Consider the following 24,542-nt stretch of genomic DNA (forward strand, 5'->3'; position numbering starts at 1 on the left):
GGGCGGGTTGCGCTGCGGCCAGTGTTTTGCGTCATGGAAGCGGGGTGACAGATGTCATAGTGCGGTGTGGGTTGTATAACAGCGGATCCTTCGCTTCGCTGTGAGATGACAGACAAACATCGGCAACGGCAAAACGATATGAGGATCCGATGGAGGGATGTCGAGTTTTATATGAGTTGCGGGCTTCGTACTTTGGAACGATTTTTCGGAAGGGTTGCCGCTCGGACGGTGGGCGGAATCTGATGTTGTTTTAGTCGTGCCGCAGTGCACTTTGCGACGATGAGTGTGATGTCGTCGTGCTGCTCGTGGGTGCTGAAGATTTTGATCTCGTCCACGATGGCGGATAGGAGGGCCTGGGGCGGGAGATCGGAGTTTCGCTGGAGGGCGGCGATGAGGCGGTCTTCGCCAAACTCCTCTTCGGAGTCGTTGAAGGATTCGGTGACGCCGTCGGTGTAGAGGGTGAAGAGGTCGCCTGGGGCTAGCTGGCATTCTTCGATGGGGGAGTGCCACTCTTCGAAGAGGCCGAGGACGGTTGTGGTGGAGTGGAGGCGTTCGACGTCGCCGTTGCGACGGAGGACGATGGCGCATAGATGGCCGCAGTTGGCGTAGCGGAGGAGGCTGGCGGTGTCGTCGTAGTCGGCGAAGAAGACTGTGGCGTAGGCGCTGTCGGTGGTGTTCTGGAAGAAGAGGCGGTTGACGGATTGAAGGAAGGTGTCTGGCTCGTCGCGGGCGAGGGTGAACTGGCTGCGGAGGTTGGCCTGGAGGTTTGCCATGAGAAGGGCGCCGGCGATGCCTTTGCCGGCTATGTCGCCGATGACGAGGCCGAGGCGGCCGTGGCCGAGCGAGAGGAAGTCGTAGTAGTCGCCGCCGACGTGGCGGGCCTGGATGCAGACGCCGGCGTAGTCGAGGGTCTCGAGCGGGGGTAGTGTCTGGGGAAAGAGACGGGCCTGAACCTGGCGGGCGATCTCGAGCTCTTGCGCGGCGCGGCGCTCGGCCTCGATCTTTTCGGTGGCGTTGCGGCGCTGGCGCTCGATCTCGCGGCTGATCTCGTCGGAGCCGAGGAGTTCGAAGGAGTTGCCGTCGATGTCGTAGAAGCCGGCTACCGTAGCGCCGAAGATGGTTTGCTGGGGCGGGTGATGGAAGCGGACGCCGCGTCTTTGCCAAAGCTCGTAGGTGGTATTGATGTCCTCAGAGATGAAGCCGACCTGGGTATTGCGGCCGATGAGTTTGTAGTTCTCGGAGCCCGGCTTGGGCGCGATGAGGGCGAGGACGGCAGAGCCGTCGGGAGGAGCGATGGCGACCCAGCGGCCGTCGAAGTCAAAGCGCGCGTCGGCGACGATGCTGAAGCCGAGCTGGTCGATGTAGAACTTGAGGCTCTTTTCGTGGTCGCGGACGTAAACGGTGGATTTGAAGATACGCAGATAGGGGCACTCTGGACATTCGCGCTCCGCCGGTTCGGCGAAGATGCGTGCGGAAGAGGTTGCCTGAGGTTCGGGCTTCACGTGGTAGCTCCCTTGGAGGTCTAGAGGCTTTCAGCTGCGCGGGTCTGTCCCTGGGTTTGCGAGATCATCATCAACCCTAGCCGATTCGATGTACAGGTCCACTTGTCGACTCAACGAAAGGCCATTGGGAAGAGAGTTGCTTTGAGCGGAGTTGGGGGCGAGACTGTTGGGATGAACGTCAACTTTGCGGAACGGGCGCATAACCATAATTGGAAGCTGGATCCGATTGTGCGGTCGCTGCTGGATACCGACTTTTACAAGTTGCTGATGCTGCAGTTTATCTGGAAGAACTTTCCTAAGGTTCATGTTACCTCGGAGGTTACAAACAGAACGGTGTCGGTGAGGCTGTCGGAGGAGATCCCGATGGCGATGCTGGTGGACCAGATGGAGCATGTCCGCGGGCTGCGGTTTCGGCGGTCGGAAATTATCTGGCTGGCGGGGAATACGTTTTATGGGACCCGGTCGATCTTCGAGCCGGCGTTTCTGGAGTGGCTGGAGAAGGACTTTCGGTTGTCGGATTACACGGTGACGGAACAGGATGGGCAACTCGCTGTGTGCTTTGAAGGGCTGTGGACCGAGGTGACGATGTGGGAGGTCTATGGGCTGGCACTGGTGAGTGAGATGAAGACGCGGGCCGCGTTGAGCACACTGAGCGAGCTGGAGCTGGATGTTTTATATGCGAGGGCGAAGACGAAGCTGTGGGAGAAGATTGAACGTCTCCGGGCGGTGCCGGAGGTGAGGATCTCAGAGTTCGGGACAAGGCGGCGGCATAGTTTTTTGTGGCAGGAGTATGTCGTGCAGGTCATGCGTGTGGCGTTGGGCGCTAGTCTGTCGGGAACTTCGAATACTTTTCTTGCCTACAAGCACGATTTGGAAGCCATGGGGACCAATGCGCATGAGCTGCCGATGGCGGTGGCAGCACTTGCGAACGATGATGAGGAGTTGCATGCGTCGCAGTATCGCGTGCTGGAGCTTTGGCAGAAGAGCTATGGCGGCGAGTTGTTGATTATGTTGCCGGATACGTTTGGTACGACGCAGTTCTTAGACGGAGCTCCGGACTGGGTGGCGGATTGGACGGGGCAGCGATGTGACAGCAAAGATCCTTTTGTTGCAGGGGATGAGTACGTTGCCTGGCTGACGGCGAGGGGAGAGATGCGAAGAAGAAACGGCTGATCGCGTCCGATGGGTTGGATGTGGAGGATATTCTGCGGCTGCATGAGTACTTTCATGGACGGATCCGGTTTAGCGCAGGTTGGGGGACGTTGCTGACGAATGATTTTCGTGGGTGCCATCCGAGGGGGAGACTGCGCTTGATCCGATTAGCCTGGTGTGCAAGCTGATGACGGTGGAGGGAAGGCCGGCGGTGAAGCTGTCGGACAATGCGCGGAAGTCGACCGGGCCGGCGGAGGAGATTGCGCGGTATCGGCGGGTGTTTGGGAGTGTGGCTGTCGAAGGCGCTTTGGTTACGGTTTGAGATGGCCTGCCGGCCAGGCCCGCTGCGCGCGGGGCGGTCACTTCGTGACTTTTGTACCTTGACTTGCTGGGCGCGAGACTTGTGGGCCTCGCGTTGCTCGGTGATGATTCTCTCCACTTCGGAGAGCTGACCGGTGTCATTTTTGGTGAACAGGGCCACGTATACTTTTTGCATGAAGAGATGGATAGGTTTGGTTCGGGTGGCGGCAGCAGTGGCTTTGCTGCCGGTGATGGCGGTTCAGCAAAGTGTGGCGTGGGGGCGCGTTGGGCACATGATGATTAACCGATTGGCAGGAGCAGCGCTGCCATCGGACGTGCCCGAGTTTTTGCGGTCGAAGCAGGCGCTGGACGCGCTGGAATACTACGGGCCGGAGCCGGACCGGTGGAAGTCGCCACTGGAGCCGGAACTGAGTGCGGCGGGTTCCCGGAACACTATATTGATCTGGAGTGGGCGGACCTGGTTGGGGAGTTACCGAGGCGGCGGTATGACTATGTGCGTGCGCTCGAGTTTGCGCAGAAGTCGCATCTGGATCTGGCGCTGACGCCGGAGAAGGTGGGGTTGCAGCCTTATGTAACTGTTGAGGTCTGGGAGCGGCTGAAGAGCGCGATGCGGGACTACCGGAAGCTGAAGGAAGACCACAAGGACACGAAGCCTTCGGAGTGCGAGATTGTGTTTCTGGCGGGGTGGCTCGGGCACTATGTTGCGGACGGCTCGCAGCCGCTGCATACGACGATTCAGTACAACGGATGGACGGGGCCGAATCCCAAGGGGTATACGACGGAGCATAGGATTCACGCGCTGTTCGAGTCGACGTTTGTGTCTGCGAATGTGAAGCCGGCAGAGGTGGCGCCGTTGATTGCTGAAAAGCCGGTGGTGCTGGGGGATGTGTTTACCGACTACATGGCTTACTTGCGGCATACGAACTCGCTGGTGGATAAGACGTATCAGTTAGAGAAGACGGGGGCGTTTGCGGGTGCGGGGACGCCGGAGGGGAAGGCGTTCGCCGAGGAGAGGCTGGCTGCGGGAGCGACGGAGCTGCGGGACATGATCTATTCGGCGTGGGTGAAGAGCGCGGAGCCGCTGCCGCCTTCGAAGTGGTCGGATTAGTGTGGGCTGTTGTCCGGTGTTGAGGATGAGAGAAGCGGGTACTGATGGTGCTCGACGCGCTTGAGGAGTCTTCGGAGGAGTGGCGTTAGTGCGAGTGCGATGAGCGGGATCGCGATGGCTGCGAAGAGGGCCCAGAGGACGAAGGCGTGCCACTCCCATAGCCAGAGCTGACGGGAGAGGGCGATGGGATGCTCACGCGCGGCGTGAAGAAGTTCGTTTGCGGAGAGGGGCATGGGCGCGGTATGGAAGACGCGGCTGGCGAGCCGAATGAACGGGATGACGAGGATGAGTTGGAGGGGGTAGACGACGTGATTTCCCACCTGCGAGGCGGCAATGTTGAGGCGCAGGACGAAGGCTATAGCGAGGCACAGAATGCTGGTGCTGCCGAGGATGGGATTGATTCCGATGAGGAGGCCAACGGCGAGGCTCCAGGCTAGTTTTTCCGGAGACGCTCCCATGCGGAGGAGGGCGAGGATGGGGAGGGCGGCGCGGCGGTAGAGCCAGTTGTGATGGACGGGAGTGGGGACTCCGTTGCGGGCGCTGAGATTGGATTCGCTGGACTGCACTGCTGACAGGATAGACTGCGCGATGAGGCCTCGTTGAGCGGGGGCGGCTTCAGGCGAGTGAGGATTGGATCCGGTGAACTTTTTCGGGCTGCGGGGCGGAGTGTTCGGCTGATGGGGATGTTTGTGGTGGCCGGTTTCGAACTGGCCGTGAAGCAGCCGGAGACACGAGAGGAGCGAGCGGATTGGCTGCATCGATTTTGTGCGCGAGCGATGCGCGGGATGGGGATCGAGATCAGTGTCTCGGGGAGGTTTCCTGAGCGTGGGGCGGTGATCTCGAATCACTTGAGTTATCTGGATATCGTGGTGTTTGCGGCGGTGCATCCGTGCGTGTTTGTGTCGAAGGCGGAGATCAGGAGCTGGCCGGTGGTGGGGTGGATGACGACGATGTCGGGAACGGTTTATGTCGAGCGGGGCCATGGCGGGTCGGCGATGAAGGCGAGGGAGGGGATGCAGGCGGCGGTGGACGCTGGATTGCCGGTGGTGTTTTTTCCTGAGGGAACGACGAGCAATGGGAGCGGCTTGTTGAAGTTTCATAGCGGGCTGCTGGCGCAGGCAATCGATGGCGGTGCTCCGGTGACGGCGGCTTATCTTCGCTATGGGTTTCGGGAGGACAATGGGCCTGGTGTAAGCGTTGCGGATGACGTTTGCTATTGGGGAGATCGGAATATGCTGGGGCATATCTTTACGTTTCTCGGGTTGCGCGGGGTGCGGGTGGAGGTGCGGTTTGCCGAGGGGCCGATGGAGTTCTCCAGCGATGCACTGCATAGGAAGCAAGCGGCAGTGGAGGCTCGGGCGGCGGTGGCTGCGCTTCGGATGGCTAACACGTTTGGGGGCGAAGAAGAGGTAGCGGGGCAGATGCACCATTTTTGATTCAACGAATGTTCATTTGACGTGAACATTCTGTAACAGAAGACGACGCAGACTGACATCGAACGCACCACATCCTGGATGTTGTAAAGGAGAGTCGATGCTCACAGTGACTGAGTCGCGATCTATCGCACTTCTTCCGAATAGGGCTATGTCTCCGGAGCTGCCGTCGAAGAAGGATATTCGGCTGGAGGCTGGGGATTATATTGTGCGGCTAGCGTTGAGCGAGGGAGAGCGGGCTGCCGCGTACAGGCTGCGCTTTCTGGTGTTCAACCTGGAGATGAACGAAGGGCTTGAGTCGGCCTATGTAGATGGGTATGACAAAGATCACTTCGATGACGTGTGTGACCACATGATTGTTCAGCAGAGCAGTACGGGTGCGATTGTGGGAACGTACCGGATGCAGATGGGGGATGTGGCAGGGAAGTACTTTGGGTATTACAGCGAGCAGGAGTTCTGTTTTGCTCCGTACGAGGCTATGCGCGGACAGATTGTGGAGTTGGGGCGGGCGTGCATTCATCGGGAGCATAGGTCGTCGGAGGTGTTGCATCTGCTGTGGCGGGGAATTGCGCGATATGCGCTGGTGAACGGCGGGCGGTACATGATGGGATGCTGTTCGCTGACGTCGCAGGACGCGGAGATGGGACATGCGGTGTATCAGTCGCTGCGGAACTGCATGGTAGAGCCTGCGCTGTTGACCGTTGCCACGGCTCCGTTTCGATTGCCGGCGGCGAAGGTCGAGATGACCGAGGTTCGCGCACCGAAGCTGCTGCGGGCTTACCTGACGATTGGGGCGAAGATCTGCAGTGAGCCTGCGATCGATCGCGACTTCAAGACGATCGATTTTCTGACGTTGCTGGATCTTCAGACGCTGCATCCCAGGGTGGCGAAGAGATTTCTTGAGGGGTGCTGAGGTGGGTGGGGTGATCGCAGTGTGGCGATTCTTGCGTTCGGGACTGCGTGGTTTTTTGTTTGTGGGATTGCTGGTGGCGGCGGTGGTTGACTGCTGGATGCGGCGGCCTAAGGTTGGGGCTGAGGGTGCGGTATGGATTCATGGATGGTGCAGTCGCATTGTGAGGGTGCTGGGGTTTGAGTGTAGCGTTGAGGGCGATGTACCTCGCGGTGGGGCGGTGGTGTCGAATCACCTGAGCTATCTGGATATTCTGCTGTACAGCTCGGTGCAGCCGTTTGTGATGGTGGCGAAGACGGAGGTGCGAGGTTGGCCTCTGCTGGGTTGGCTTACGGCGCGGGCTGGGACCGTGTATGTGGAACGAGGCGGTGGGCCGAAGACGTATCCGGGTGTGAATGCGGCGATGGCGGAGGCTTACCGGAGCGGGTTGCCGGTGTTGTTCTTTCCGGAGGGGACTACGACGGAGGGAGCCGAGGTGTTGCCGTTTCGGCGGGGGTTGTTTCACTCGGTGTTGAATGGTGGGGTTGCGGTGCGGGTGGCGGCGCTGCGATACACGCTTGAATCGCATACGGTGAATGGCGGTGCGACCGTGGGCGAAGATGTCTGCTGGTGGGGCGATATGGAGTTCGCGTCGCACATGTTCCGGTTTCTCGGGTTGCGTGGGCTGAGGGCGAAGATACGGTTTGGGGAGGAGATCGTCGAACGGGCGGATCGGTTTGTGCTGTCGGAGACTGCGCAGGGCGTGGTGGCTGAGATGTATGAGGATCTGGGGCTAGAGACTGGGGCGAGCGCGAGTTGGGAGCATGACTCCGAGCTGGTGGAGGCGCTGTAGAGTTAGTATTATGTTCCTTTATCGGTTACAAGTTGGTGTTTTGGAGTCATTCGCTCCGCGCGCAATAGCCACGACAAAAACAGCAGATTCCTCCGCTGCGCTGCGGAATGACAACCAATAAAACAGACAACAGCAACGGCACGAAAATAGACAACAGCAACTGTACGAAAACAGGCAACCGCAACTGCGAAAAAACAGCGTCAAGGGCAACTGCGAAAAACAGACGACAGCAAGTGCAATGACTCCTCAACGACAGTGGTTACGATTTGTTGTTGTTGACGAGTTGCTCTAGGGCGATCTGCGGGATGAGGGCAGTGAGGAGGCTGGTGAACTGGTTTTCGACTCGGCGGCCGGTTTCCATGACCTCTTCGTGGTCGATGGTGTCGGCGGTTTCGCGTCCGTAGGCGGGGACACCGGCGGCCATGTTGGTGACCAGGGAGAGACCGAGGACTTCGATGCCCATGTGACGGGCGACGATGACCTCGTGGACGGTGGACATGCCGACGAGATCGGCTCCGAGGGTGCGGAAGGCGCGGATTTCGGCGGGGGTCTCGAAGCTCGGGCCGAGGACGGCGAGGTAGACGCCTTCGGGGAGGAGGAACTCCTGGCGGGTGGCCTCTTCGAGGGCGAGGGTGCGGAGGCGGAGGGAGTAAGCGGTGGACATGTCGAAGAAGCGCTGGGCGGGCGTGGGGACGACGGTGAAGCGGGGCTCGTTGGGGCCGAGGGCGGCGTTGGTGCCGGTGAGGTTGATGTGGTCGGAGATGGCGACGATGGAGCCCTGCGCTAGCGTGGTGCGGATGCCGCCGGCGGCGTTGGTGACGATGAGTGTCCTGCAGCCAAGGAGGCCGAGGACACGGGTGGGGAAGGTGACCTGCTCCATGCTGTAGCCCTCGTAGGCGTGGACGCGGCCTTGCATGACGGCTACGGGCACGCCGCCGATGGTGCCGAGGACGAGGTGGCCGGAGTGACCGACGACGGTGGACTGGGGGAAGTGAGGGATGTCTGCGTAGGGGATGCGGGTCGGGGATTTGACGTGGGTTGCGAAGTTGCCGAGGCCGGAGCCGAGGATGATTCCGAGGGAGGGTGCTAGCGGAGTTTTGCTGCGAATGTAACTGGCGGCTGCTTGCGCCTTGTCGTAGAGGTCGGTCGTCTTGTTTGTTTCGGTCATCGTGATCCTTGCAGCTCCGGGTTCGGGGTGGGGTACCCCCTCCCCATTCGACGGCTAAATTAGCCAGAATGAATGACTTGCAAAAATGTGGTCCTGCAAAATATTCATTGCAAAAGGGTTACGGCTAAATTCGTCCAGTCAAAGGACTTAGTTGTTTCGTCTGAGTTGGCAGGATCCGGTTCTCGTGAGAATTCGTACCTGTTATAAGTCTATCGAGTTGGAGTGGGTAAATACGCCATGCTTTTAGGATTTATTTTTTCTTCGGAGAGGATGTGGAATCTCTGGATTGACGAGGGTTTTGTGGAGTTGCAGGCGGATTTATTTTCTTTTTTTTGAAGTGCCGGGGGCTTGACAGAAAAAAGCCGGGCATCGGGTTTAGTGTGCAGGAGAGATGATGGCGAGAGCGAGATTCAGCACCGGGGTTCGATTGAAAGAGTGCTTGATTGGGTGCAACCGAAGGGAGAGGCGGGTATGAGTACTACGGACGAGGTCGCACAGCTGCTGACTTCGATTCATACGGAGTCGGGTGCGAGCCTGTTGTCGCTGGTGGAGGGTTCGCCGGTATTGCTGATCTTTCTGCGACACTTTGGATGCTCTTTTTGCCGCCAGGCGATCAGTGATGTTGCGGAGATTCGCGGTGAACTGGCGCGGCGCGGAGTGCGGCCGGTGTTTGTGCATCTGGGTACGCCGGAGCGAGCGAAGCCATTCTTCGACTACTACGGGATCGGGGATGTGGAGCGGGTGAGCGATCCGGAGGCGAAGATCTATCAGGATCCGGTGTTTCAGTTGTCGAGGATAAATCCCTGGCTGACGCTGCTGCAGCCGTCGGTGTGGGCGGGGTGGTTGAAGGGTGCGATCTTCGAACATGGAATTGGTGCGATCAAAGAAGACGGCCATCAGAAACAGGGCCTGTTCTTTCTGAAGGGGCCGAAGATTGTGAGACAGTTTCGGTATCGAACGATTGCGGATGAACCGGATTATCTGAAGCTGGTTGGATGAGATCTGTTTGGCGGTTTGCTCCGGTGCCTGAGTAAACGCTCGAGGCTAAGTGAGGGTAGACCTCCCCGGCGATGATGGGGGATGACAGGAAAGGGCAAGCAGACGGCGCTCTGAGCGCTGCTGGAAGTCTGTCATAAGCGTACGCGTGGTTTCGAGTGCGGCGGCGGGGAGGGAAGCTATGAGTTTGTGCCTCTGTGAAACTCATCATGCTAGGATCAAGCAGCTTAGAGATCGTTGAAGTGAGACCAGAATCGCGGTGGGAAAAATCGCGAACCAGAAGGTTATGTCAGAGAAAGCACGGCAATTTCTACCCATAAATTTCAAGGATCGTTTTCCCGCGCTCGATGGTATTCGTGCCGTTGCTGTGACCATGGTTTTCCTGAATCACTACGGCGGGGGTGCTCACGGCGGAGTGGTACTTCAGGTTCTCAATGAGATTCGCGGCCGTGGATGGCTTGGGGTGGATTTGTTTTTTGTCCTCTCAGGCTTCCTCATCACGGGCATTCTCTTCGATACGCGGAACGACAGTCATTTTTTCAAACGCTTTTTGTGCGGCGCAGCCTGAGAATCTTTCCGGTTTTCTACGTAGTGGTGGCTATTCTGCTTGCGCTGACGCCGGTTCTGCACTATCAGTGGCGGGCAGGGCACCTTCTGTTTCTTGTCTACGTCGGTAATCTTTGGGCAAACCACGACTTTACGCTGTACGAGATCCTGAGCAGAAGCTATCCGACTTTCAAAGTAGAGATTGGTCACTTCTGGTCGTTGTGCGTGGAAGAGCAGTTCTATTTGCTTTGGCCTCTGGTTGTGTGGATGGTGCGGGATCGGACGAAGCTATTGTGGACTGCGGGCGGTCTTGCCGTGTCGGCGCTCATTTTGCGTTGTGGGATGGTGGTGTTGGCCGGGCCGGTTTTGGCAGAGACGTGGATTATCCGAACGCTACCTTTCAGGATGGACGCGTTGTTGATTGGCGGGATACTCGCTTTGCTTCTGCGTGGTTCGAATGCTGAACGCTGGCAGCGGCTTTGCCGGCCATTACTGCTGGTCGCGGGTTTGGCGAGTCTGACAGTTCTTTTCCTGTCTCCTGCGTATGATTCGCCGTGGCTGCTGACGATCGGTTTGAGTTTCACCGCGCTGGCGAGTGCGGGGCTGATTGGCATGACCCTGCGAGCGGGGTCGCCGGCATTCCGAGTGTTCTATCGAAAGCCGCTGCGGATTCTGGGTAAGTACAGCTATGGTTTTTATATCTTTCACAGCTTGTATGTGTGGGCGTGGATTCAGTTCCTTATTGTGCTGACCAACTACTTTCATTCGAGGGCGATTGCAGGAGTATTGGCGTTGGGGATCAACTTTGCACTCACCTTTCTTGTCTCGAAGTTGAGCTATGACCTGATAGAGGTCAAGTTCCTACGATTGAAGAAAGGTTTTGAGTACGATTCAGAGATCGCGGAGCATAAGCACGCCTTTGTTCTCAAGTAGGCATGCTTCGCTGAGCTGAGGTTCGCGTAACTATTTGATGAGCATGGAGACGATGCTGGCGGACATGAGGTTGGCCATGGTTCCGGCGAGCATGGCGCGAAGGCCTAGCTGAGCGAGGTCGTTGCGGCGGTTGGGGACGAGGGCGCCGATGCCACCGATCTGCATGCCGATGCTGCCTACGTTGGCGAAGCCGCAGAGAGCGAAGGTGGCGATGGAGAAGGTGCGCGGGGCGAGGGTGGATTTGATGGCGCCGAGCTGGGTGAAGGCGACGAACTCGTTGATCATGGTGCGGGTGCCGAGGAGGTTTCCGATGGCGTGGGCGTCGTGCCAGGGTACGCCGATGAGCCAGGCGATGGGCGCTCCGATGACGCCGAGGATGGCGTTGAGGGAGTGCGGGTAGGGGATGTGGCCGTGGGCCCAGAGGAAGTTTGAGATGCCGAGCATGATTGCGTTGAAGAGGCCGACGAGCGCGACGAAGCTGATGAGCATGATGGCTACGTTGAAGGCGAGGCGGCCGCCGTCGATGGTGCCGCGGGCGACGGCGGCGATGAAGTTTTCGTTTTTGTGCTCCTCGCTGGGCGGCATGTGGACGGTGCCGATGGTGGCGGGGACTTCGGTTTCGGGGACGAGCATCTTTGCGACGAGGATGGTGCCGGGGGCGGTCATGATGACGGCGGAGAGGAGGTCTTGCGCGTTGATGCCGAAGCTGATGTAGGCGGCCATGATGCCGCCGGAGACGTGGGCCATGCCGGAGGTCATGATGACCATGAGCTCGCTGCGGGTGGCGCCGGCGAGGAATGGTCGGATGGTGAGGGGAGCTTCGGTCTGGCCCATGAAGATGCTGGCGGCGACGTTGGTGGATTCGGCGCCGGAGGTTCCCATGGTGCGCTGCATGATCCAGGCGACGACGCGGATGATGTGCTGCATGAGGCCGATGTGGTACATGATGGCGAAGAAGGCGCTGACGAAGATGATGGTGGGAAGGACGGCGAAGGCGAGGACGGCGAAGGGGCGGCCGGGGGTGCCGAGAGGGCCGAAGACGAGAGAGGAGCCGTCGACCGAGTGTGCGAGCAGTGAGGTGATGACGTTCGAAATGTTGCGGAGGATGGCCTGGCCGGCGTTCCACTTGATGACGAGGAAGGCGAAGACGATCTGCAGGCCTAGTCCCCAGGCCACGGTGCGCCAGCGAATGGCGCGGCGGTTGGTGGAGAAGGCGTAGGCGAGGCCGAGGAAGGTGATGAGGCCGAGCAGACCGGTGAATCGAGACAAAGGCTTCGCTCCTGCTGCGAGATGGAGGCAGTTTGATTGCTTTGGTTTGAGTGTACTGGGTGGGAGAGGAGCGGCCTAGGGATTTCCTCAGCTGATCGGGGTTGGTGGTACATTGGCGTGAACAAAATGGGGTCGTGATCGTATTCACCAAAGAGAAGCTGCCGGTGACAGATGCTGAGAGGAGCGGACGATGAGTAGGGTGAGATTGCTGGTTGGCACGCGCAAGGGCGCATTCGTGATGACTTCGGATGGGAAGCGGGAGAGGTGGGAGATTACGGGGCCGCACTTTGCGGGTTGGGAGATCTATCACATGAAGGGATCGCCGGTGGATCCGAACCGTTTGTATGCGTCGCAGTCGAATGGATGGTTCGGGCAGGTGATTCAGCGGTCGGAGGATGGTGGGGCGACGTGGGTGCAGGCGGGGAACAAGTTTCTTTACGAGGGGGTGCCGGGGACCCACCAATGGTATGACGGGACTCCGCATCCGTGGGAGTTCAAGAGGGTGTGGCATCTGGAGCCTTCGCTGAGCAATGTGGATGAGGTGTACGCAGGGGTGGAAGATGCGGCGCTGTTTCGGTCGAAGGATGGGGGAGGGAGTTGGGAGGAGCTGTCGGGGTTGCGTGGGCATGGGTCGGGGCCGCACTGGCAGCCGGGGGCGGGTGGAATGTGCCTGCACACGATCATTCTTGATCCGAGTGATCCGGAGAGGATATTTATTGCTATTTCATCGGCCGGTGCGTTTCGGACGGATGATGCCGGGAAGACGTGGAAGCCGATTAATCAGGGGCTTCGGTCCGAACATATTCCTGATCCGACGGCGGAGGTCGGGCACTGTGTTCATCACATTGCGATGCATCCGTCGCGGCCCGGAGTGCTGTTTATGCAGAAGCACTGGGATGTGATGCGCAGCGACAATGCAGGCGATTCGTGGCGAGAGGTGAGTGGGAATCTGCCGACCGACTTTGGATTTGTGATTGATGTGCATGCCCATGAGCCGGAGACGGTCTTTGTGGTGCCGATCAAGAGCGATTCGGAGCACTTTCCGCCGGATGGCAAGCTGCGGGTTTATCGGAGCAGGTCGGGTGGAGATGAGTGGGAGGCGCTGACGAAGGGGTTGCCGCAGAAGGATTGTTATGTGAATGTACTGCGCGACGCGATGGCGGTGGATACGCTGGACGAGTGCGGGGTGTACTTTGGGACGACGGGAGGGCAGGTGTATGGGTCCTCCGATGGGGGCGATAGCTGGACGCCGATTGTGCGGGATCTGCCGGCGGTGTTGTCGGTCGAGGTGCAGACTTTGTCTTCGGGGTCGCAGACTTTGCCTTCGGGGTCGCAGGCTTTGCCCTCGGGGTCGCAGGCTTTGCCTTCGGGGTCGCAGACGCTCGCATGATTCGCGTGCTGCTGCCGACGCATCTGCGCACTCTGGCGGGTGTGAGTGGTGAGGTGATGCTCGAGGTTGTGGGCGCGGCGACGCAACGGTCTGTGCTGGACGCGTTGGAGGCGAAGTATCCGATGTTGTGTGGGACGATTCGGGAGCATGGAACGATGAAGCGCAGGGCGTTTCTGCGGTTCTTTGCGTGCGGGGAGGATCTGTCGCATGAGTCGGCGGAGGCGATGTTGCCTGAGGCTGTCCAGAGCGGCGTTGAGCCGTTTCTGGTGATTGCTGCGGTGGCTGGGGGTTAGGCTGAGGCGGGTTTGTTGGCTGGATGAACCCAGGCGATAAAGAACAGGCAAGGGCGTGTGGGTTGAAAGGGACGAGCGGTTTGGGCAGGGAGGAGTTCGTCGGGATCCTTCTCTGCGCTCAGGATGACAGCAAACGCTCGATACGGGCCTCTCAGTTTGATGCTCGGCTTGATCTTCAACGGAGCTAGGAATCGGATTTCAGGTTGAGGTTTCGTGCGAGTCGGTGGAGGTATTTGGGGTGAATGCCGAGGGTGCGTGCGGCTTCGGGATAACTTCCTTTTGAGTCTCGAAGTGCGTTGAGGATCAGCTCTTTCTTGGACTCGTTCAGGACGTCGTGATACTTTGCCCCTGCGAGTTTTGCGGACTGCTGCTCGAGGATGACGTTGGGGAGATCTTCGGCGAGGATCTCTTCGGTGAGACCGAGGACGATGGCGTGCTCGATAGCGTTCTCGAGTTCGCGGACGTTGCCTGGCCAACTGTAACCCAGGAGGACGGAGCGGGCTTCGGAGGCAATGCCTTTGAAGGGTCGCTTGTTTTTTGCGCGTACTTCGAGGCGAAGTAAAGGGCGAGCAGAGGAATGTCCTCGCAGTGTTCTCGCAGCGGCGGCACGGAGACCGAGACGACGTTGAGACGGTAGTAGAGGTCCTGGCGAAACTCGTTGGACTTGATGGCCTGTTCGAGATTTTTGTTGGTGGCGGCGAGGACGCGGGCTCTGAAGGCGACGGGGTGAGTTCCTCCTACTCGTTCGAACTCTCGTTGCTGCAGGACTCGCAGGAGTTTGGCTTGCATTGCGGGAGCGAGTTCGCCGATCTCATCGAGAAAGAGAGTTCCATCTTCGGCGGCTTCGAGCTTTCCCTTCCTCATGCCGAGGGCTCCGGTGTATGCGCCCTTCTCGTGGCCGAAGAGCTCGCTTTCGAGCAAGGTCTCGGGGATGGCGGCGCAGTTGATGGCGATGAAGGGGCGTTCGCTTCTTGGGCTGCTTTGGTGAATGGAGCGCGCGATGACCTCTTTGCCGGTGCCGCTCTCTCCTCGGATGAGTACGGTGGAATCGCTCTGTGCGACGCGTGAGATGAACTCGCTGACCTGACGGATCTGCCGACTTTCACCGACCAGGTTGGTGACCGGGTTGAGCTGGCGTTTCAACTTTGAGTTTTCCGAGCGCAGCGCATCGAGGGCAAGAATGTTTTCGAGGGTCACCGCTGCGATGCGGGAGGCCGAGTCGAGGAAGTAAATATGATCTTCGCGAAAGGGTGGAGCGGGATACAGGGAGGTGAGATAGATTACGCCGATGGTTCGTTCTATCGCGACCAGCGGCAGGCAGAGTATGTTGTTCAGCCGGCTTTCGTTTGCATCGGCATCTATCTGGACGGCGGTACGCTCCCAGAAGGCTCGGTGAACGAGTTCTCTTTGAACTTCGATCTTCGAAGGTGCGTCGGTATGGCGGTTCCAGCTACAGATTTCGAGGGTTTCTTCTTCAAAGTCAGTGAGCAGAACGACTGCACCTTCGTCGGCTGGGACCACCTCGAAGATAAGCTGCAGAAGCTCGCGTTGGAGGAGTTGCGAGTCGCGGATGGAGTTGATGACATTGCTGATTCTGAAGAGGGCGGTGAGGTCTCGCGCCATGCGCCCGACCTCGACTCCGAAGGTGGGGAGGCGCGCGGGTGGCGCGGTTGGCGCGGTTTCTGACGAGGAGCTTGAAGAAAAGTCGCTCACGCGTCTTCTGGGAGTGGCCACCGCTTCGCCTTCCTGCATCAGGAAGACGAAGTCGGCGTTGCCGATACGGATGGTGTCTCCGTGGTCGAGGGATCGGCGCAGGATGGGCATTCCATTTACAAAGGTGCCGCTTCTGCTGTCGAGATCGACCAGTTCATATTGGCCGTTCTTTTGGTCAACACGCTGAATGGTGCAGTGTTTCCGCGAGACCGTGGGATCGGCGAGGCATAACTGGTTTGCTTCGAGTCTGCCAACAGAGATTGGACTATCGATCAGCTCTCGAACGGTTCCGGTTAGCGAGCCCGAGATGGCGAGGAGCCGCGGTTTCATCGGGGCCTCCGTTGATTCAAAGTGTATCTGATGCGGCAGACAAAAGAACGATCCCTCGAAGGCGTGAAGAATAAGGAACGTTTTGTGTCGAGTCGCGGATCGGGTGTCGGGTGAAGAAGGTAGAAGGACGAGAAAGGCTCTTCAGCGAGGCGCTTTGTGGCTTCCAGCTCACTGAGGTATGTCAATGAGTGTGGGGAAAAAGAGGTCATGCAGGAGCTGATCTGGGTAGACGGGAACCGATCGGATACCCGAGGGGAACCATTCGGATACCGGCTTGACGGAGTTTGAGCGGACCACTTCGTATGACGAACGGATGCATGGACTCTATCTCATTGCAAATACAAGTGGGCTCGCAATCGGCGGGAGTTTGGTTGGGTTTGGCCATGCGTTTGCAATATCTCCGGGCATAACAGGAAGCTCGGGAGAGAACGAAATCCAGAGACCAATCGGGACCTGAGAGAGGTATCTCACAAAGGAGATCGTCATGAAAAACCTTACTGCAATCGCACTCTTCGTCGCCGCCGGTATCGCCACCGCTGGTAGCGCTTTGGCCCAGGATCATAAGGTCACGGCAAACGTTCCCTTCAGCTTCACGGTGAATGGCCGCACGCTGCCTGCCGGGCATTACACCCTCGGCAGCGAGGTCAACACGCCCCGAATGCTTACGATTTCGGATCGGGAGAAGGGCATTGCCGTGATGGCTATCACAGTTCCTGACTATGGCGCCTCCGCGGACAATAAGCTGGTCTTCCACCGTTATGGCGGGCAGTACTTCCTCAGTGAGGTTCGCACTACGAACGAGGCGACGACATGCCACCTGCCGACGTCGAAGCAGGAGAAGTGGGCCAAGTCTCAGACGCAGGAAGCGTCCGTACCTGACAATCACGAGGTTCTGATCGCGCTCAACTAGTTTTGATACTCGAGCGAGTAGGACCCGGAGACGAGATCTCCGGGTCTTCTTTTTTGCGTTGGTTGTGACTCAGGAAGAGGTTGTGTTCTTGATGACTTCGCGGAGGAGAGGTTGGGGTTCAGGTGGGCTAGCGGCGATGTGAATGGTTTCGCGGAGCATGCTCTCGGGTTCGTCGAGGAGTGAGATGTCTTCGCTGAAGAGGGTGACGAGGGGTTGGCCAGCTTTAATCTGGTTGCCGAGCTTGGCGTGCATCTCGATGCCGGCGTGGGCGCTGACGGGGTCGCCGGGTTTGGCTCGGCCTGCACCGAGTCGTTGGACGGCCCAGCCGACTTGTTTGCAGTCCATGGCGGCGAGGTATCCGGAGTGGGTGGCGGTGAGGGTGCGCGAGGCCGTGTATCGGTGGTGGTCGGCGGGGTCGTGGAAGAGGGAGACGTCGCCGCACTGGGTGGCCACGACTCTGATCCACGCTTTGAAGGCTGCACCGCTGAGGAGGATCTCGTCGGAGAGCTTTGCTCCTGCTTCGGGGGTGTCGGCGTGGCCGGCGAGATGAAGCATCCAGCCGGCGAGCAGGTTGGAGAGTTGGATGAGGTCGGAGGACATGGGGTGGCGATCCTGGATTCGGGTGGCGCGCAGGATGTCGACGCACTCCCATACTTCAATCCAGTTGCCGGAGAAGCGGCCGAGGGGTTCGTCGTGGTTGGTGAGGAGAGCGATGGTACGTGTGCCGGAGGATTCGCCGGTCTGGACCATGAGTTCGGCGAGGAGCTTTGACTGATCGTAGGTGGGCATGAAGGCGCCGCTGCCGGTTTTTACGTCGAGGACCAGGGCGTTGAGGTCTTCGGCTAATTTTTTGCTCATGATGCTGGCGCAGATGAGGTAGGGAGATTCGACGGTGCCGGTGTGGTCGCGGAGGGCGTAGAGGATGCGGTCGGCGGGGACGAGGCGCGGGGTTTGGCCGACGAGGGCGGCGCCGCACTTTTCGAGCGTGAGGAGGAGTTGGTCGAGGGTGAGCTGGGTGTTGAAGCCGGGGATGGTTTCGAGCTTGTCGAGCGTGCCGCCGGTGTGGCCGAGGCTGCGGCCGGAGATCATGGGGACGCAGATGGAGGGGATGCCGTCGGCGTTTGGCGAGGCGAGGCCTGCGGCGGCGAGGATGGGGGCGATGAGGAGGGAGGTCTTGTCGCCGACGCCGCCGGTGGAGTGCTTGTCGACGGTGAAGGTGTGGAGGGGGTGGCGTCGAAGGTCTCGCCGGAGTAGCGCATTGCGGAGGTGAGGGTGGCGAGTTCCTGCGGGGCGAGGCCGCGATGGAAGACAGCCATGAGGAAGGCGGCGATCTGGGCGTCGGTGACGAGTTGTTTTTGCGGCGTGCGTTGGACGACAGCGTGGATGAAGGCCTGGATCTCGTCGTCGGTGAGGACGCGGCCGTCGCGCTTGTGGAGGACTACGTCGATGGGATGAATGGTTTGGGTCATCTACTCTTCTCTATCTGATTTGATACCTGTGGGTACGACCAATCCTTGTTCCTCGTCGACTTCAATCGTGCCATTTGCCTTGGGATCGAATCCATGAGGGAAGACGGTCAAGCGGTTATAACGCGACCCCTTCAAATCAACTCTGTCAAGGAGAGCATCTGTCAAATCTGCTTCGATGAGAGAGGATGAATGGAAGACGTTGTCGTAGGAGATATATGCTCCCGTGAAGTCTGCTCTGCGTAGATTCGCACCATCGAGGACCACGCCACTTAATCGGCAGTTCCGAAAGATGCTTCCTTCACAATTTGCCCTGAAGAGATAAGTCCAGTAAAGGTCTGCTCCGGTGAAATCAGCTCCTCTAAGATCCACATCAGAGAGATCAAGGACTTCCAATTGTTGACCGCGAAAGTTTGCGTTGCGCAGATCACGCAGGTCAAGGAAAGCGTCAGACGACGTATCGCAGAGTACGTTGCCATTTGTGTCATGGATTATCAAAGCGATCTTCCTTAACTAGAGAATTGATCAATCGACTTGACGGACTACTCGTTGAGTAAGAAGGCGGCGGGTAAGAGCTCGGCGATGGTGGCCTGGGCGATGGTGCCGTCTTCGGCGGGGAAGAAGACGATGGTGTCGGGGGTGCTGAACTCGTGGATGGTCTGGCGGCAGGCACCGCAGGGTTGGCTGGCGGTCTGGTTGAGGTTGGCGACGGCGATGGCGCGGATGCGGATGCCCGGGCCGCGGAGGGCGACGGCGGCGGCGATGGCGGTCTGCTCGGCGCAGGTGGTGAGGCGGTAGGAGGCGTTTTCGACGTTGCAGCCGGTTACGATAGTACCGTCCGTGAGGAGGAGGGCGGCGCCTACGCGGAAGTTGCTGTAGGGGGCGTAGGCGTGGTGGGCGACTGTGGTGGCTTGCTGCTGCAGATCGGCGATTTGCGTGGATGTCAGCTCGCTGGGACGGTCTTTGGAGAGTTCAGAGGACATGATGTGAGTGAGGCTATCGGGTGCGGAGGGCGATAGCAAGTGGCTGGGTGCCTCATGGTTACCGCTCTCTCGCCCGATATAAGAGGTGTGGACGAGCTAACCAAAGAGTTTATTGCGGAGAGCCAGGAGGGTCTGGACCGGATGGAACGATGCCTGACCGAGCTGGAGATGCGGCCTGACGATACCGGATTGCTGGGGGAGATCTTCCGCGCCGTCCATACGATCAAAGGGACGACGGGGTTTCTGGGATTCGACCGGCTGGAGAAGCTGGCGCATGCGGGAGAGCACCTGCTGGGATCGCTGCGGGACGGCAGACTTGGGGTGACCTCGGATCTGATCAGCGGATTGCTTCGCCTGATGGATGGACTGCGCGCGATTCTGGGGCTGATCGAAGAGACGGGGAGTGAAGGGACGCGGGCCGGGGATGAAGATGGCGAGCTGATCGCGGAACTGGCGATGTTGAACGGGCAGGTGCCTGCGGAGTTGCCGGAGATCGAGTCTCCGCAGATCGCGCTGGTGGAGACGACCAAGGTAGAGGGTGCTATGCAGGTCGCTTCGAACAGTAGCGCCTCGCCCGCTTTGCAGCCGACCGTGGTGACTGAGAAGGCGAGCGCGGATAAGACGCTGCGGATCGATGTGGATGTGCTCAACCGCATGATGAACCTGGTGGGCGAGCTGGTGTTGACACGCAACCAGATGCTGCAGAGCGGGATGGAGGCGGCGAACTTTCCTGAGCTGGCGCGGCGACTAGATAGCGTTACGGCGGATCTGCGCGAGACGGTGATGCAGGCTCGGATGCAGCCGGTTGGGAATCTGTTTGGGAAGTTTCCGCGGATGGTGAGGGATCTCGCGCGGACGTGCGGACGCGAGGTGCGGATCGAGTTCAGCGGCCAGGAGACGGGGTTGGATAAGAGTCTTCTGGAGGCGATCAAGGATCCGCTGACTCATGCGGTGAGGAACGCAGTCGATCACGGGATCGAGTCGCCTGCGGATCGCGTGCTGGCAGGAAAGTCGGCTGAGGGTTGTCTGCGGTTGAAGGCGTTCCACCAGAGCGGATCGGTGGTGATCGAGATTGAAGATGATGGCGCGGGGATTCCGATCGAGCGAGTGCTGCAGAAGGCAATTGAACGGAATCTTGTAACGGCGGAAGATGCTGCGGGGATGTCGGAGCGGGAGGCTTTGCAGCTGATCTTTCTTCCAGGATTTTCTACAGCTGCTGCTGTGACTACAGTCTCCGGGCGCGGCGTCGGCATGGATGTGGTGCGCGCCAATGTAGAGAAGGTTGGCGGCAGCGTGGAGGTCGAGTCGCGCAGGGGCGTGGGGACTACGCTGCGCCTTCGGGTGCCGTTGACATTGGCGATTGTTCCATCGTTGGTGGTGAAGAGCGGAGGGCAGGCTTTCGCGCTGCCGCAGAGCACTCTGGTGGAGCTGGTGGATATTCCGGAGCGAGAGTTTGCGCAGGTGGTGCAGCGAATTGGTTCGTCGGAGCTGTACCGGCTGCGAGAGCGTCTGTTGCCGATGGTGTGGCTGGACCGGTTGCTGGGATTGGAAGCTGATAATCCGGACCAGTCGAAGGGACATTATCTGGCGGTGTTAGAGGCGGAGGGTTGCAGATACGGTCTTGTGGTTGACGACCTGATGTCTCCCGAGGAGATTGTGGTGAAGCCGCTTTCGCCGGTGCTGCGAGAGATCGGCTTGTTTTCCGGCGCGACTGTGCTGGGCAATGGAACGCTCGCTTTGATCCTGGACATCGGTGCAACTGCTGCGCGTGCTGGGGTGAAGCCGATTGAAGAGGAGGTCTCTGGAATCGGCGCTGGAGAGAATGTGGTGCAGGAGGCCACGGGTATATCGTTCCTGATCTTTGAGGATCGGTTGCGAGAACGAACGGCGCTGCCGCTGGATGTGGTGGAGCGGATTGAAAGCGTTCCGCTGGGACAGATCGAGTATGCAGGCGGGCGGCCGTTGCTGCAGTATCGCGGCGAACTGCTGCCGCTGAGGGATGAAGGGAATGTGCTGATCGAGATGGAGTCTGTTCGTCATGCTGGCGAAGAGACGATGGTGACGGTGCTGATCTGTGGCGACGCCAGCGTTGGAGGAGCGCAGCGGGGAGGAATGATTGTGCGGCAGGTCCTCGATGTTTCGACCGGAACGTTGATTGATCAGGATGAGGCCACCCAAGGAATGGAGCTTGCTCTGGTGAAGGAGAAGTTGACGCAGGTTCATCGTGAGTTTGGGGTGAAGGCGAAGGCTGCATGGCAGGAGGTCGCGTGAGAATAGCCGGTCAGGAGAAGGTCGACGAGCTTCAGGACGAGAGTGATGCAGTCTCGCTCTGTTCGCTGTACGCAGGCAGTGAGATGTTCGGCATCGATACAAGGAAGATACGGGAGGTGCTTGGGGAGAGGGATCTGCAACGAGTGCCGATGTCGCCTGCGTTCATCGCGGGAGTTGTTCCTTACCGCGGCGAGGTGCTGACGACAGTGAATCTTCGAGCTCTGCTGGGGATGGAGGCACACTCCGGCAAATGCTGCGTGCTGGTGATGGCGGACGATGAGGCTGCGGAACGGTTTGGGCTGGTGGTGGATGCGGTGGGCGGCGTGGTGACGGTGAGCCGGCGGGCGTTGGAGGCCAATCCGTGCACCCTGGAGGCCAGGGGTAAGTGGCTCTTCGATGGAGCCTACAAGATGGAGTCGGGTCTTATGGTGCACCTGGATCCGCAGAAGCTGTCGCCGTCGCGTTTGTCGGAGGTGGGATTGTTCAAAAACAGTTTGAATGGAGGCACAGATGCGAGCCCTGATCGTTGATGATTCGAGCTTTATCCGCGAGTACCTGCGGCACCTGCTGGGTCGCATGGACGTGGTGTGTGAAGAGGCGAAGGATGGGAGCGATGCGCTGGCTGTGCTTCGGGCGGAGGAGTCGTTCGACCTGATGCTGCTGGATGTGAACATGCCGGTGATGAACGGGCTGGAGTGTGTGAAGAAGCTGCGCGAGGCGAAGCTGGGGCCAGAGATGAAGGTGATGATGGTGACGACCGAAGCCGATCACTCGTTTATCACGACGGCGCTGGACAATGGTGCGGATGAGTTTCTGATGAAGCCGTTTACCCCTGAGAGCCTTCGGGAGAAGATGCTTCTGCTTGGTGTGATCGCGGCCTGAGGTTGTGGGTGAGAGAGAAAGTCTGAGGAAAGCAGATATGGGACCCATGGAGGAACGGCCGCTCCGCATTCTTGCAGCGGACGACTCGGCGGTGATGCGCGGGGTGATGTGGAAGCTGTTTCAGATGCATGCGGAGGATCGGTCGAGCGAGCTGCCTCGAATGGAGTTGTGCGGGGTTGCGTTGGACGGGGTGGATTGCCTGGAGTCGGTGAAGCGGCTGTCACCGGATGTGCTGGTCCTGGATCTTGAGATGCCGAGGCTGAATGGGCTGGAGGTTTTGCGTCGCTTGCAGGTGGAGAATCCGCGCCTTCCGGTGATCATGTGCAGTGCGCATACGGAGAGGGGAGCGAGGTCGACGCTGGAGGCGCTGGCGTGTGGTGCTGCAGACTATGTGACCAAGCCAGCGGAGCAGCGTGATTTTGCTTCGGCGATGCTTTCGCTGTCGCAGCAGCTGCTGCCGCGGATTGCTGCGCTGGCCAAGGGGGCGAAACGTAAGGGAGAGAAGGTTGTCGCGAGTGGCTCTGGCAATGCTCCTAAGGCTCCGGCTGGTGCGGCGCCGGCAAAGACGTTCTCTCCGATTGAGGTGGTGGTGATTGGATTGTCTACTGGAGGGCCCTCTGCGCTGGAGCAGTTGCTGCCGAGTCTGCCTGCAGATTTTCCTGTTCCTGTGTTGATCGTTCAGCATATGCCGAAGCTGTTTACCGGTGCGCTGGCGGAGCGATTGGACAGATGCTGTTCGCTGCGCGTGAAGGAAGCCTATGAGAACGCGATGATTCGACCTGGCACAATCTGGCTGGCGCCGGGAGATGCGCATATGGAGGTGGGTCCAGGCAACGGGTTGACGGACAAGCGGGACGGAAGTCTTGCGGGGCGAAGCAGCAGGGTCCGGCTGCATCAGCGGGAGCCTTTGAACCACTGCAGGCCGGCGGTGGACTATCTGTTTTTTCTGCGGCACGGATGTATGGTGCGTCGGCGCTGGCGGTAGTGATGACCGGTATGGGGGCCGATGGGTTGAATGGAGCGCGAGCCGTGCATGAGCGCGGGGGAGTGGTGCTGGCGCAGGATGAGGCAAGCTCCGCGGTGTGGGGGATGCCTGCCAAGGTGACCGAGGCTGGTATTGCGAGCGCAACACTTCCGCTAGCGGAGATTGCGGGCATGCTGACGCAGAGAGTCAACGCGGGAAGGCTGACGAAGATGGATATAGCCCGCCATGCGGCATCCGCGGTGGCGCCCCGGCGCGAGGTGACCGATGGCCTGTTCTGATACGGACTACGCTTATCTTCGTGAGCTCGTGCTGGAGCAGTCGGCGAACCTGATTGATCCGTCGCGCAACGCTCTGTTCGATACGAGGCTGACACCGATCGCACGGTTGTCGGGCGCGGATAGTCTCGAGGATTTTGTGAATATGTTGAAGGCCGGTAGGCCGGCTCATCTGCATCGCGCGGTCGCTGAGGCGATGACGATCAACGAGACGAGCTTCTTTCGCGACATGAAGCCGTTTGAGATGCTGCGGCAGATTCTTGTTCCGCGACTGATCGAACGACGAACGGAGGAGCGGCGGCTGCGCCTATGGAGCGCGGCGAGTTCGACCGGACAGGAGGCTTACAGTCTGGCGATGATGATAGCGGAGCATTTTCCGGAGCTGGCCAGCTGGGATGTAAAGGTCATTGGCACCGATATCTCGCGGCATGTTGTCGACTATGCCCAGAAGGGGCGGTATCGGAGGCTGGAGGTCAATCGCGGGCTGCCGGCGCGGATGCTGCTGAAGTATATGACTCGACATGGCGAGGAGTGGGAGGTTAGTCCGCAGATTCGGTCGATGTGCGAGTTTCACTATGCTAATTTGTGTGCTCCGTTGCCTCTGCTGCCGACCTTCGATTTGGTGTTGTTGAGAAATGTGCTGCTTTATTTTTCGCAGCAGGATCGAAGGACGCTTTTCAGGGAGATTCACCGGAAGCTGTCTCCTGCCGGATATTTGGTGTTGGGGAATGCGGAGCAAGCGGAGGATTCGACCAATCTTTTTGAGGTGGAGTTTGGCGCGGACTGCTATTTCTATAGTCCCGTGAGCCTGGCCTGAGGGGCCAGATGGTGGGTCGAGCGAACTGGACTTGAAAGCTTAGGCGCGCATCCAATA

General features: G+C 59.3%; 27 protein-coding genes and 1 pseudogene. 18 read left to right on the forward strand and 10 right to left on the reverse strand.

The window, feature by feature from the left end:
* Positions 1-167 precede the first annotated feature (167 nt).
* Positions 168-1,502, reverse strand: coding sequence for a PP2C family protein-serine/threonine phosphatase (locus tag RBB80_RS18280; protein WP_433963903.1), 1,335 nt, complete (start codon positions 1,500-1,502; stop codon positions 168-170).
* A gap of 141 nt (positions 1,503-1,643) precedes the next feature.
* Between RBB80_RS18280 and RBB80_RS18285 the strand changes: the two genes are divergently transcribed.
* The 4 genes from RBB80_RS18285 (at position 1,644) to RBB80_RS18300 (ending at position 4,083) form a co-directional block, all read left to right on the forward strand.
* Positions 1,644-2,675 (forward strand): nicotinate phosphoribosyltransferase, encoded by a 1,032-nt coding sequence (locus RBB80_RS18285; protein WP_433963904.1) that lies wholly within the window; start codon positions 1,644-1,646, stop codon positions 2,673-2,675.
* A gap of 20 nt (positions 2,676-2,695) precedes the next feature.
* Positions 2,696-2,842, forward strand: a complete 147-nt coding sequence (locus RBB80_RS18290; protein WP_433963905.1) for a hypothetical protein — start codon at positions 2,696-2,698, stop codon at positions 2,840-2,842.
* Entirely contained in the window at positions 2,788-2,976 is a 189-nt protein-coding gene (locus tag RBB80_RS18295) for a hypothetical protein (RefSeq protein WP_433970076.1), read from the forward strand. Before RBB80_RS18290 ends, RBB80_RS18295 begins: the two co-directional genes overlap by 55 nt.
* Before the next feature lie 381 nt (positions 2,977-3,357).
* Positions 3,358-4,083: a nuclease gene (locus RBB80_RS18300; protein WP_433963906.1), complete on the forward strand. Its 726-nt coding sequence runs from the start codon at positions 3,358-3,360 to the stop codon at positions 4,081-4,083.
* Here RBB80_RS18300 and RBB80_RS18305 read toward each other — a convergent pair.
* Positions 4,080-4,841 (reverse strand): DUF2062 domain-containing protein, encoded by a 762-nt coding sequence (locus RBB80_RS18305; RefSeq protein WP_433963907.1) that lies wholly within the window; start codon positions 4,839-4,841, stop codon positions 4,080-4,082. The genes RBB80_RS18300 and RBB80_RS18305 overlap by 4 nt on opposite strands.
* Positions 4,842-4,868: 27 nt before the next feature.
* Between RBB80_RS18305 and RBB80_RS18310 the strand changes: the two genes are divergently transcribed.
* The 3 genes from RBB80_RS18310 (at position 4,869) to RBB80_RS18320 (ending at position 7,258) form a co-directional block, all read left to right on the forward strand.
* On the forward strand, positions 4,869-5,519 hold the full coding sequence (locus RBB80_RS18310; protein ID WP_433963908.1) for a lysophospholipid acyltransferase family protein: 651 nt from the start codon (positions 4,869-4,871) through the stop codon (positions 5,517-5,519).
* Between the two features lie 97 nt (positions 5,520-5,616).
* The gene (locus RBB80_RS18315; RefSeq protein ID WP_433963909.1) at positions 5,617-6,429 is read left to right on the forward strand and encodes a GNAT family N-acetyltransferase; all 813 of its coding nucleotides are present in this window, start codon (positions 5,617-5,619) and stop codon (positions 6,427-6,429) included.
* Positions 6,416-7,258, forward strand: a complete 843-nt coding sequence (locus RBB80_RS18320) for a lysophospholipid acyltransferase family protein (RefSeq protein ID WP_433963910.1) — start codon at positions 6,416-6,418, stop codon at positions 7,256-7,258. The genes RBB80_RS18315 and RBB80_RS18320 overlap by 14 nt, the downstream gene beginning before the upstream one ends.
* Before the next feature lie 259 nt (positions 7,259-7,517).
* On the opposite strand, the gene RBB80_RS18325 is transcribed toward RBB80_RS18320, so the two are convergent.
* Positions 7,518-8,426 (reverse strand): purine-nucleoside phosphorylase, encoded by a 909-nt coding sequence (locus RBB80_RS18325; RefSeq protein WP_433963911.1) that lies wholly within the window; start codon positions 8,424-8,426, stop codon positions 7,518-7,520.
* 471 nt (positions 8,427-8,897) lie between these two features.
* Between RBB80_RS18325 and RBB80_RS18330 the strand changes: the two genes are divergently transcribed.
* Together RBB80_RS18330 and RBB80_RS18335 are read left to right on the forward strand one after the other, a co-directional pair.
* Positions 8,898-9,425, forward strand: a complete 528-nt coding sequence (locus RBB80_RS18330) for a hypothetical protein (RefSeq protein WP_433963912.1) — start codon at positions 8,898-8,900, stop codon at positions 9,423-9,425.
* Between the two features lie 370 nt (positions 9,426-9,795).
* Positions 9,796-10,901: pseudogene (locus tag RBB80_RS18335) on the forward strand (acyltransferase family protein).
* Positions 10,902-10,931: 30 nt separating this feature from the next.
* Here RBB80_RS18335 and RBB80_RS18340 read toward each other — a convergent pair.
* Complete coding sequence (locus RBB80_RS18340) at positions 10,932-12,170, reverse strand: NupC/NupG family nucleoside CNT transporter (RefSeq protein ID WP_433963913.1); 1,239 nt, start codon at positions 12,168-12,170, stop codon at positions 10,932-10,934.
* Positions 12,171-12,360: 190 nt separating this feature from the next.
* Between RBB80_RS18340 and RBB80_RS18345 the strand changes: the two genes are divergently transcribed.
* Entirely contained in the window at positions 12,361-13,560 is a 1,200-nt protein-coding gene (locus tag RBB80_RS18345) for a WD40/YVTN/BNR-like repeat-containing protein (protein ID WP_433963914.1), read from the forward strand.
* The gene (locus RBB80_RS18350; RefSeq protein WP_433963915.1) at positions 13,557-13,853 is read left to right on the forward strand and encodes a MoaD/ThiS family protein; all 297 of its coding nucleotides are present in this window, start codon (positions 13,557-13,559) and stop codon (positions 13,851-13,853) included. The genes RBB80_RS18345 and RBB80_RS18350 overlap by 4 nt, the downstream gene beginning before the upstream one ends.
* Before the next feature lie 184 nt (positions 13,854-14,037).
* Here the strand turns inward: RBB80_RS18350 and RBB80_RS18355 are convergent, their stop codons facing one another.
* Positions 14,038-14,295, reverse strand: coding sequence for a helix-turn-helix domain-containing protein (locus tag RBB80_RS18355; RefSeq protein ID WP_433969741.1), 258 nt, complete (start codon positions 14,293-14,295; stop codon positions 14,038-14,040).
* Positions 14,178-15,896 (reverse strand): sigma 54-interacting transcriptional regulator, encoded by a 1,719-nt coding sequence (locus RBB80_RS18360; RefSeq protein ID WP_433963916.1) that lies wholly within the window; start codon positions 15,894-15,896, stop codon positions 14,178-14,180. The genes RBB80_RS18355 and RBB80_RS18360 overlap by 118 nt, the downstream gene beginning before the upstream one ends.
* A 484-nt stretch (positions 15,897-16,380) precedes the next feature.
* Between RBB80_RS18360 and RBB80_RS18365 the strand changes: the two genes are divergently transcribed.
* Entirely contained in the window at positions 16,381-16,806 is a 426-nt protein-coding gene (locus tag RBB80_RS18365; protein ID WP_433963917.1) for a hypothetical protein, read from the forward strand.
* Positions 16,807-16,875: 69 nt separating this feature from the next.
* On the opposite strand, the gene RBB80_RS18370 is transcribed toward RBB80_RS18365, so the two are convergent.
* From RBB80_RS18370 to cdd, 4 genes are read right to left on the reverse strand one after another with little or no spacing between them, the layout of a single operon-like run.
* Positions 16,876-17,967, reverse strand: coding sequence for a thymidine phosphorylase (locus RBB80_RS18370; RefSeq protein WP_433969743.1), 1,092 nt, complete (start codon positions 17,965-17,967; stop codon positions 16,876-16,878).
* Positions 17,892-18,275 (reverse strand): hypothetical protein, encoded by a 384-nt coding sequence (locus RBB80_RS18375; protein ID WP_433963918.1) that lies wholly within the window; start codon positions 18,273-18,275, stop codon positions 17,892-17,894. Before RBB80_RS18375 ends, RBB80_RS18370 begins: the two co-directional genes overlap by 76 nt.
* Positions 18,276-18,770 (reverse strand): pentapeptide repeat-containing protein, encoded by a 495-nt coding sequence (locus RBB80_RS18380; protein WP_433963919.1) that lies wholly within the window; start codon positions 18,768-18,770, stop codon positions 18,276-18,278.
* 44 nt (positions 18,771-18,814) lie between these two features.
* Positions 18,815-19,294: a cytidine deaminase gene (gene cdd / locus RBB80_RS18385; RefSeq protein WP_433963920.1), complete on the reverse strand. Its 480-nt coding sequence runs from the start codon at positions 19,292-19,294 to the stop codon at positions 18,815-18,817.
* Between the two features lie 15 nt (positions 19,295-19,309).
* Here cdd and RBB80_RS18390 point away from each other — a divergent pair, with 15 nt between their 5' ends.
* The 6 genes from RBB80_RS18390 to RBB80_RS18415 are packed head-to-tail and all read left to right on the forward strand — an operon-like array spanning position 19,310 to position 24,485.
* Positions 19,310-21,526, forward strand: a complete 2,217-nt coding sequence (locus RBB80_RS18390) for a chemotaxis protein CheA (RefSeq protein ID WP_433963921.1) — start codon at positions 19,310-19,312, stop codon at positions 21,524-21,526.
* Positions 21,523-22,056 (forward strand): chemotaxis protein CheW, encoded by a 534-nt coding sequence (locus RBB80_RS18395; RefSeq protein ID WP_433963922.1) that lies wholly within the window; start codon positions 21,523-21,525, stop codon positions 22,054-22,056. The genes RBB80_RS18390 and RBB80_RS18395 overlap by 4 nt, the downstream gene beginning before the upstream one ends.
* Positions 22,037-22,408: a response regulator gene (locus tag RBB80_RS18400; RefSeq protein WP_179584514.1), complete on the forward strand. Its 372-nt coding sequence runs from the start codon at positions 22,037-22,039 to the stop codon at positions 22,406-22,408. Before RBB80_RS18395 ends, RBB80_RS18400 begins: the two co-directional genes overlap by 20 nt.
* Positions 22,409-22,445: 37 nt before the next feature.
* The gene (locus RBB80_RS18405) at positions 22,446-23,393 is read left to right on the forward strand and encodes a chemotaxis protein CheB (protein WP_433963923.1); all 948 of its coding nucleotides are present in this window, start codon (positions 22,446-22,448) and stop codon (positions 23,391-23,393) included.
* Positions 23,394-23,395: 2 nt separating this feature from the next.
* Positions 23,396-23,671: a chemotaxis protein CheB gene (locus RBB80_RS18410; RefSeq protein ID WP_433963924.1), complete on the forward strand. Its 276-nt coding sequence runs from the start codon at positions 23,396-23,398 to the stop codon at positions 23,669-23,671.
* Positions 23,658-24,485: a CheR family methyltransferase gene (locus RBB80_RS18415; RefSeq protein ID WP_433963925.1), complete on the forward strand. Its 828-nt coding sequence runs from the start codon at positions 23,658-23,660 to the stop codon at positions 24,483-24,485. Before RBB80_RS18410 ends, RBB80_RS18415 begins: the two co-directional genes overlap by 14 nt.
* Positions 24,486-24,542 lie beyond the last annotated feature (57 nt).

Source organism: Tunturiibacter gelidiferens, from assembly GCF_051013345.1.
Taxonomy (GTDB): domain Bacteria; phylum Acidobacteriota; class Terriglobia; order Terriglobales; family Acidobacteriaceae; genus Edaphobacter; species Edaphobacter gelidiferens_A.

Bases quoted from the DNA above. Each gene is read 5' to 3' on its own strand.
- RBB80_RS18305 (WP_433963907.1), bottom strand. From the start codon at position 4,841: ATGCAGCCAATCCGCTCGCTCCTCTCGTGTCTCCGGCTGCTTCACGGC.
- RBB80_RS18310 (WP_433963908.1), top strand. From the start codon at position 4,869: ATGGGGATCGAGATCAGTGTCTCGGGGAGGTTTCCTGAGCGTGGGGCG.
- RBB80_RS18315 (WP_433963909.1), top strand. From the start codon at position 5,617: ATGCTCACAGTGACTGAGTCGCGATCTATCGCACTTCTTCCGAATAGG.
- RBB80_RS18325 (WP_433963911.1), bottom strand. From the start codon at position 8,426: ATGACCGAAACAAACAAGACGACCGACCTCTACGACAAGGCGCAAGCA.
- RBB80_RS18330 (WP_433963912.1), top strand. From the start codon at position 8,898: ATGAGTACTACGGACGAGGTCGCACAGCTGCTGACTTCGATTCATACG.
- RBB80_RS18345 (WP_433963914.1), top strand. From the start codon at position 12,361: ATGAGTAGGGTGAGATTGCTGGTTGGCACGCGCAAGGGCGCATTCGTG.
- RBB80_RS18350 (WP_433963915.1), top strand. From the start codon at position 13,557: ATGATTCGCGTGCTGCTGCCGACGCATCTGCGCACTCTGGCGGGTGTG.
- RBB80_RS18360 (WP_433963916.1), bottom strand. From the start codon at position 15,896: ATGAAACCGCGGCTCCTCGCCATCTCGGGCTCGCTAACCGGAACCGTT.
- RBB80_RS18365 (WP_433963917.1), top strand. From the start codon at position 16,381: ATGAAAAACCTTACTGCAATCGCACTCTTCGTCGCCGCCGGTATCGCC.
- RBB80_RS18375 (WP_433963918.1), bottom strand. From the start codon at position 18,275: ATGACCCAAACCATTCATCCCATCGACGTAGTCCTCCACAAGCGCGAC.
- RBB80_RS18390 (WP_433963921.1), top strand. From the start codon at position 19,310: ATGGTTACCGCTCTCTCGCCCGATATAAGAGGTGTGGACGAGCTAACC.
- RBB80_RS18400 (WP_179584514.1), top strand. From the start codon at position 22,037: ATGCGAGCCCTGATCGTTGATGATTCGAGCTTTATCCGCGAGTACCTG.
- RBB80_RS18405 (WP_433963923.1), top strand. From the start codon at position 22,446: ATGGGACCCATGGAGGAACGGCCGCTCCGCATTCTTGCAGCGGACGAC.
- RBB80_RS18410 (WP_433963924.1), top strand. From the start codon at position 23,396: ATGACCGGTATGGGGGCCGATGGGTTGAATGGAGCGCGAGCCGTGCAT.
- RBB80_RS18415 (WP_433963925.1), top strand. From the start codon at position 23,658: ATGGCCTGTTCTGATACGGACTACGCTTATCTTCGTGAGCTCGTGCTG.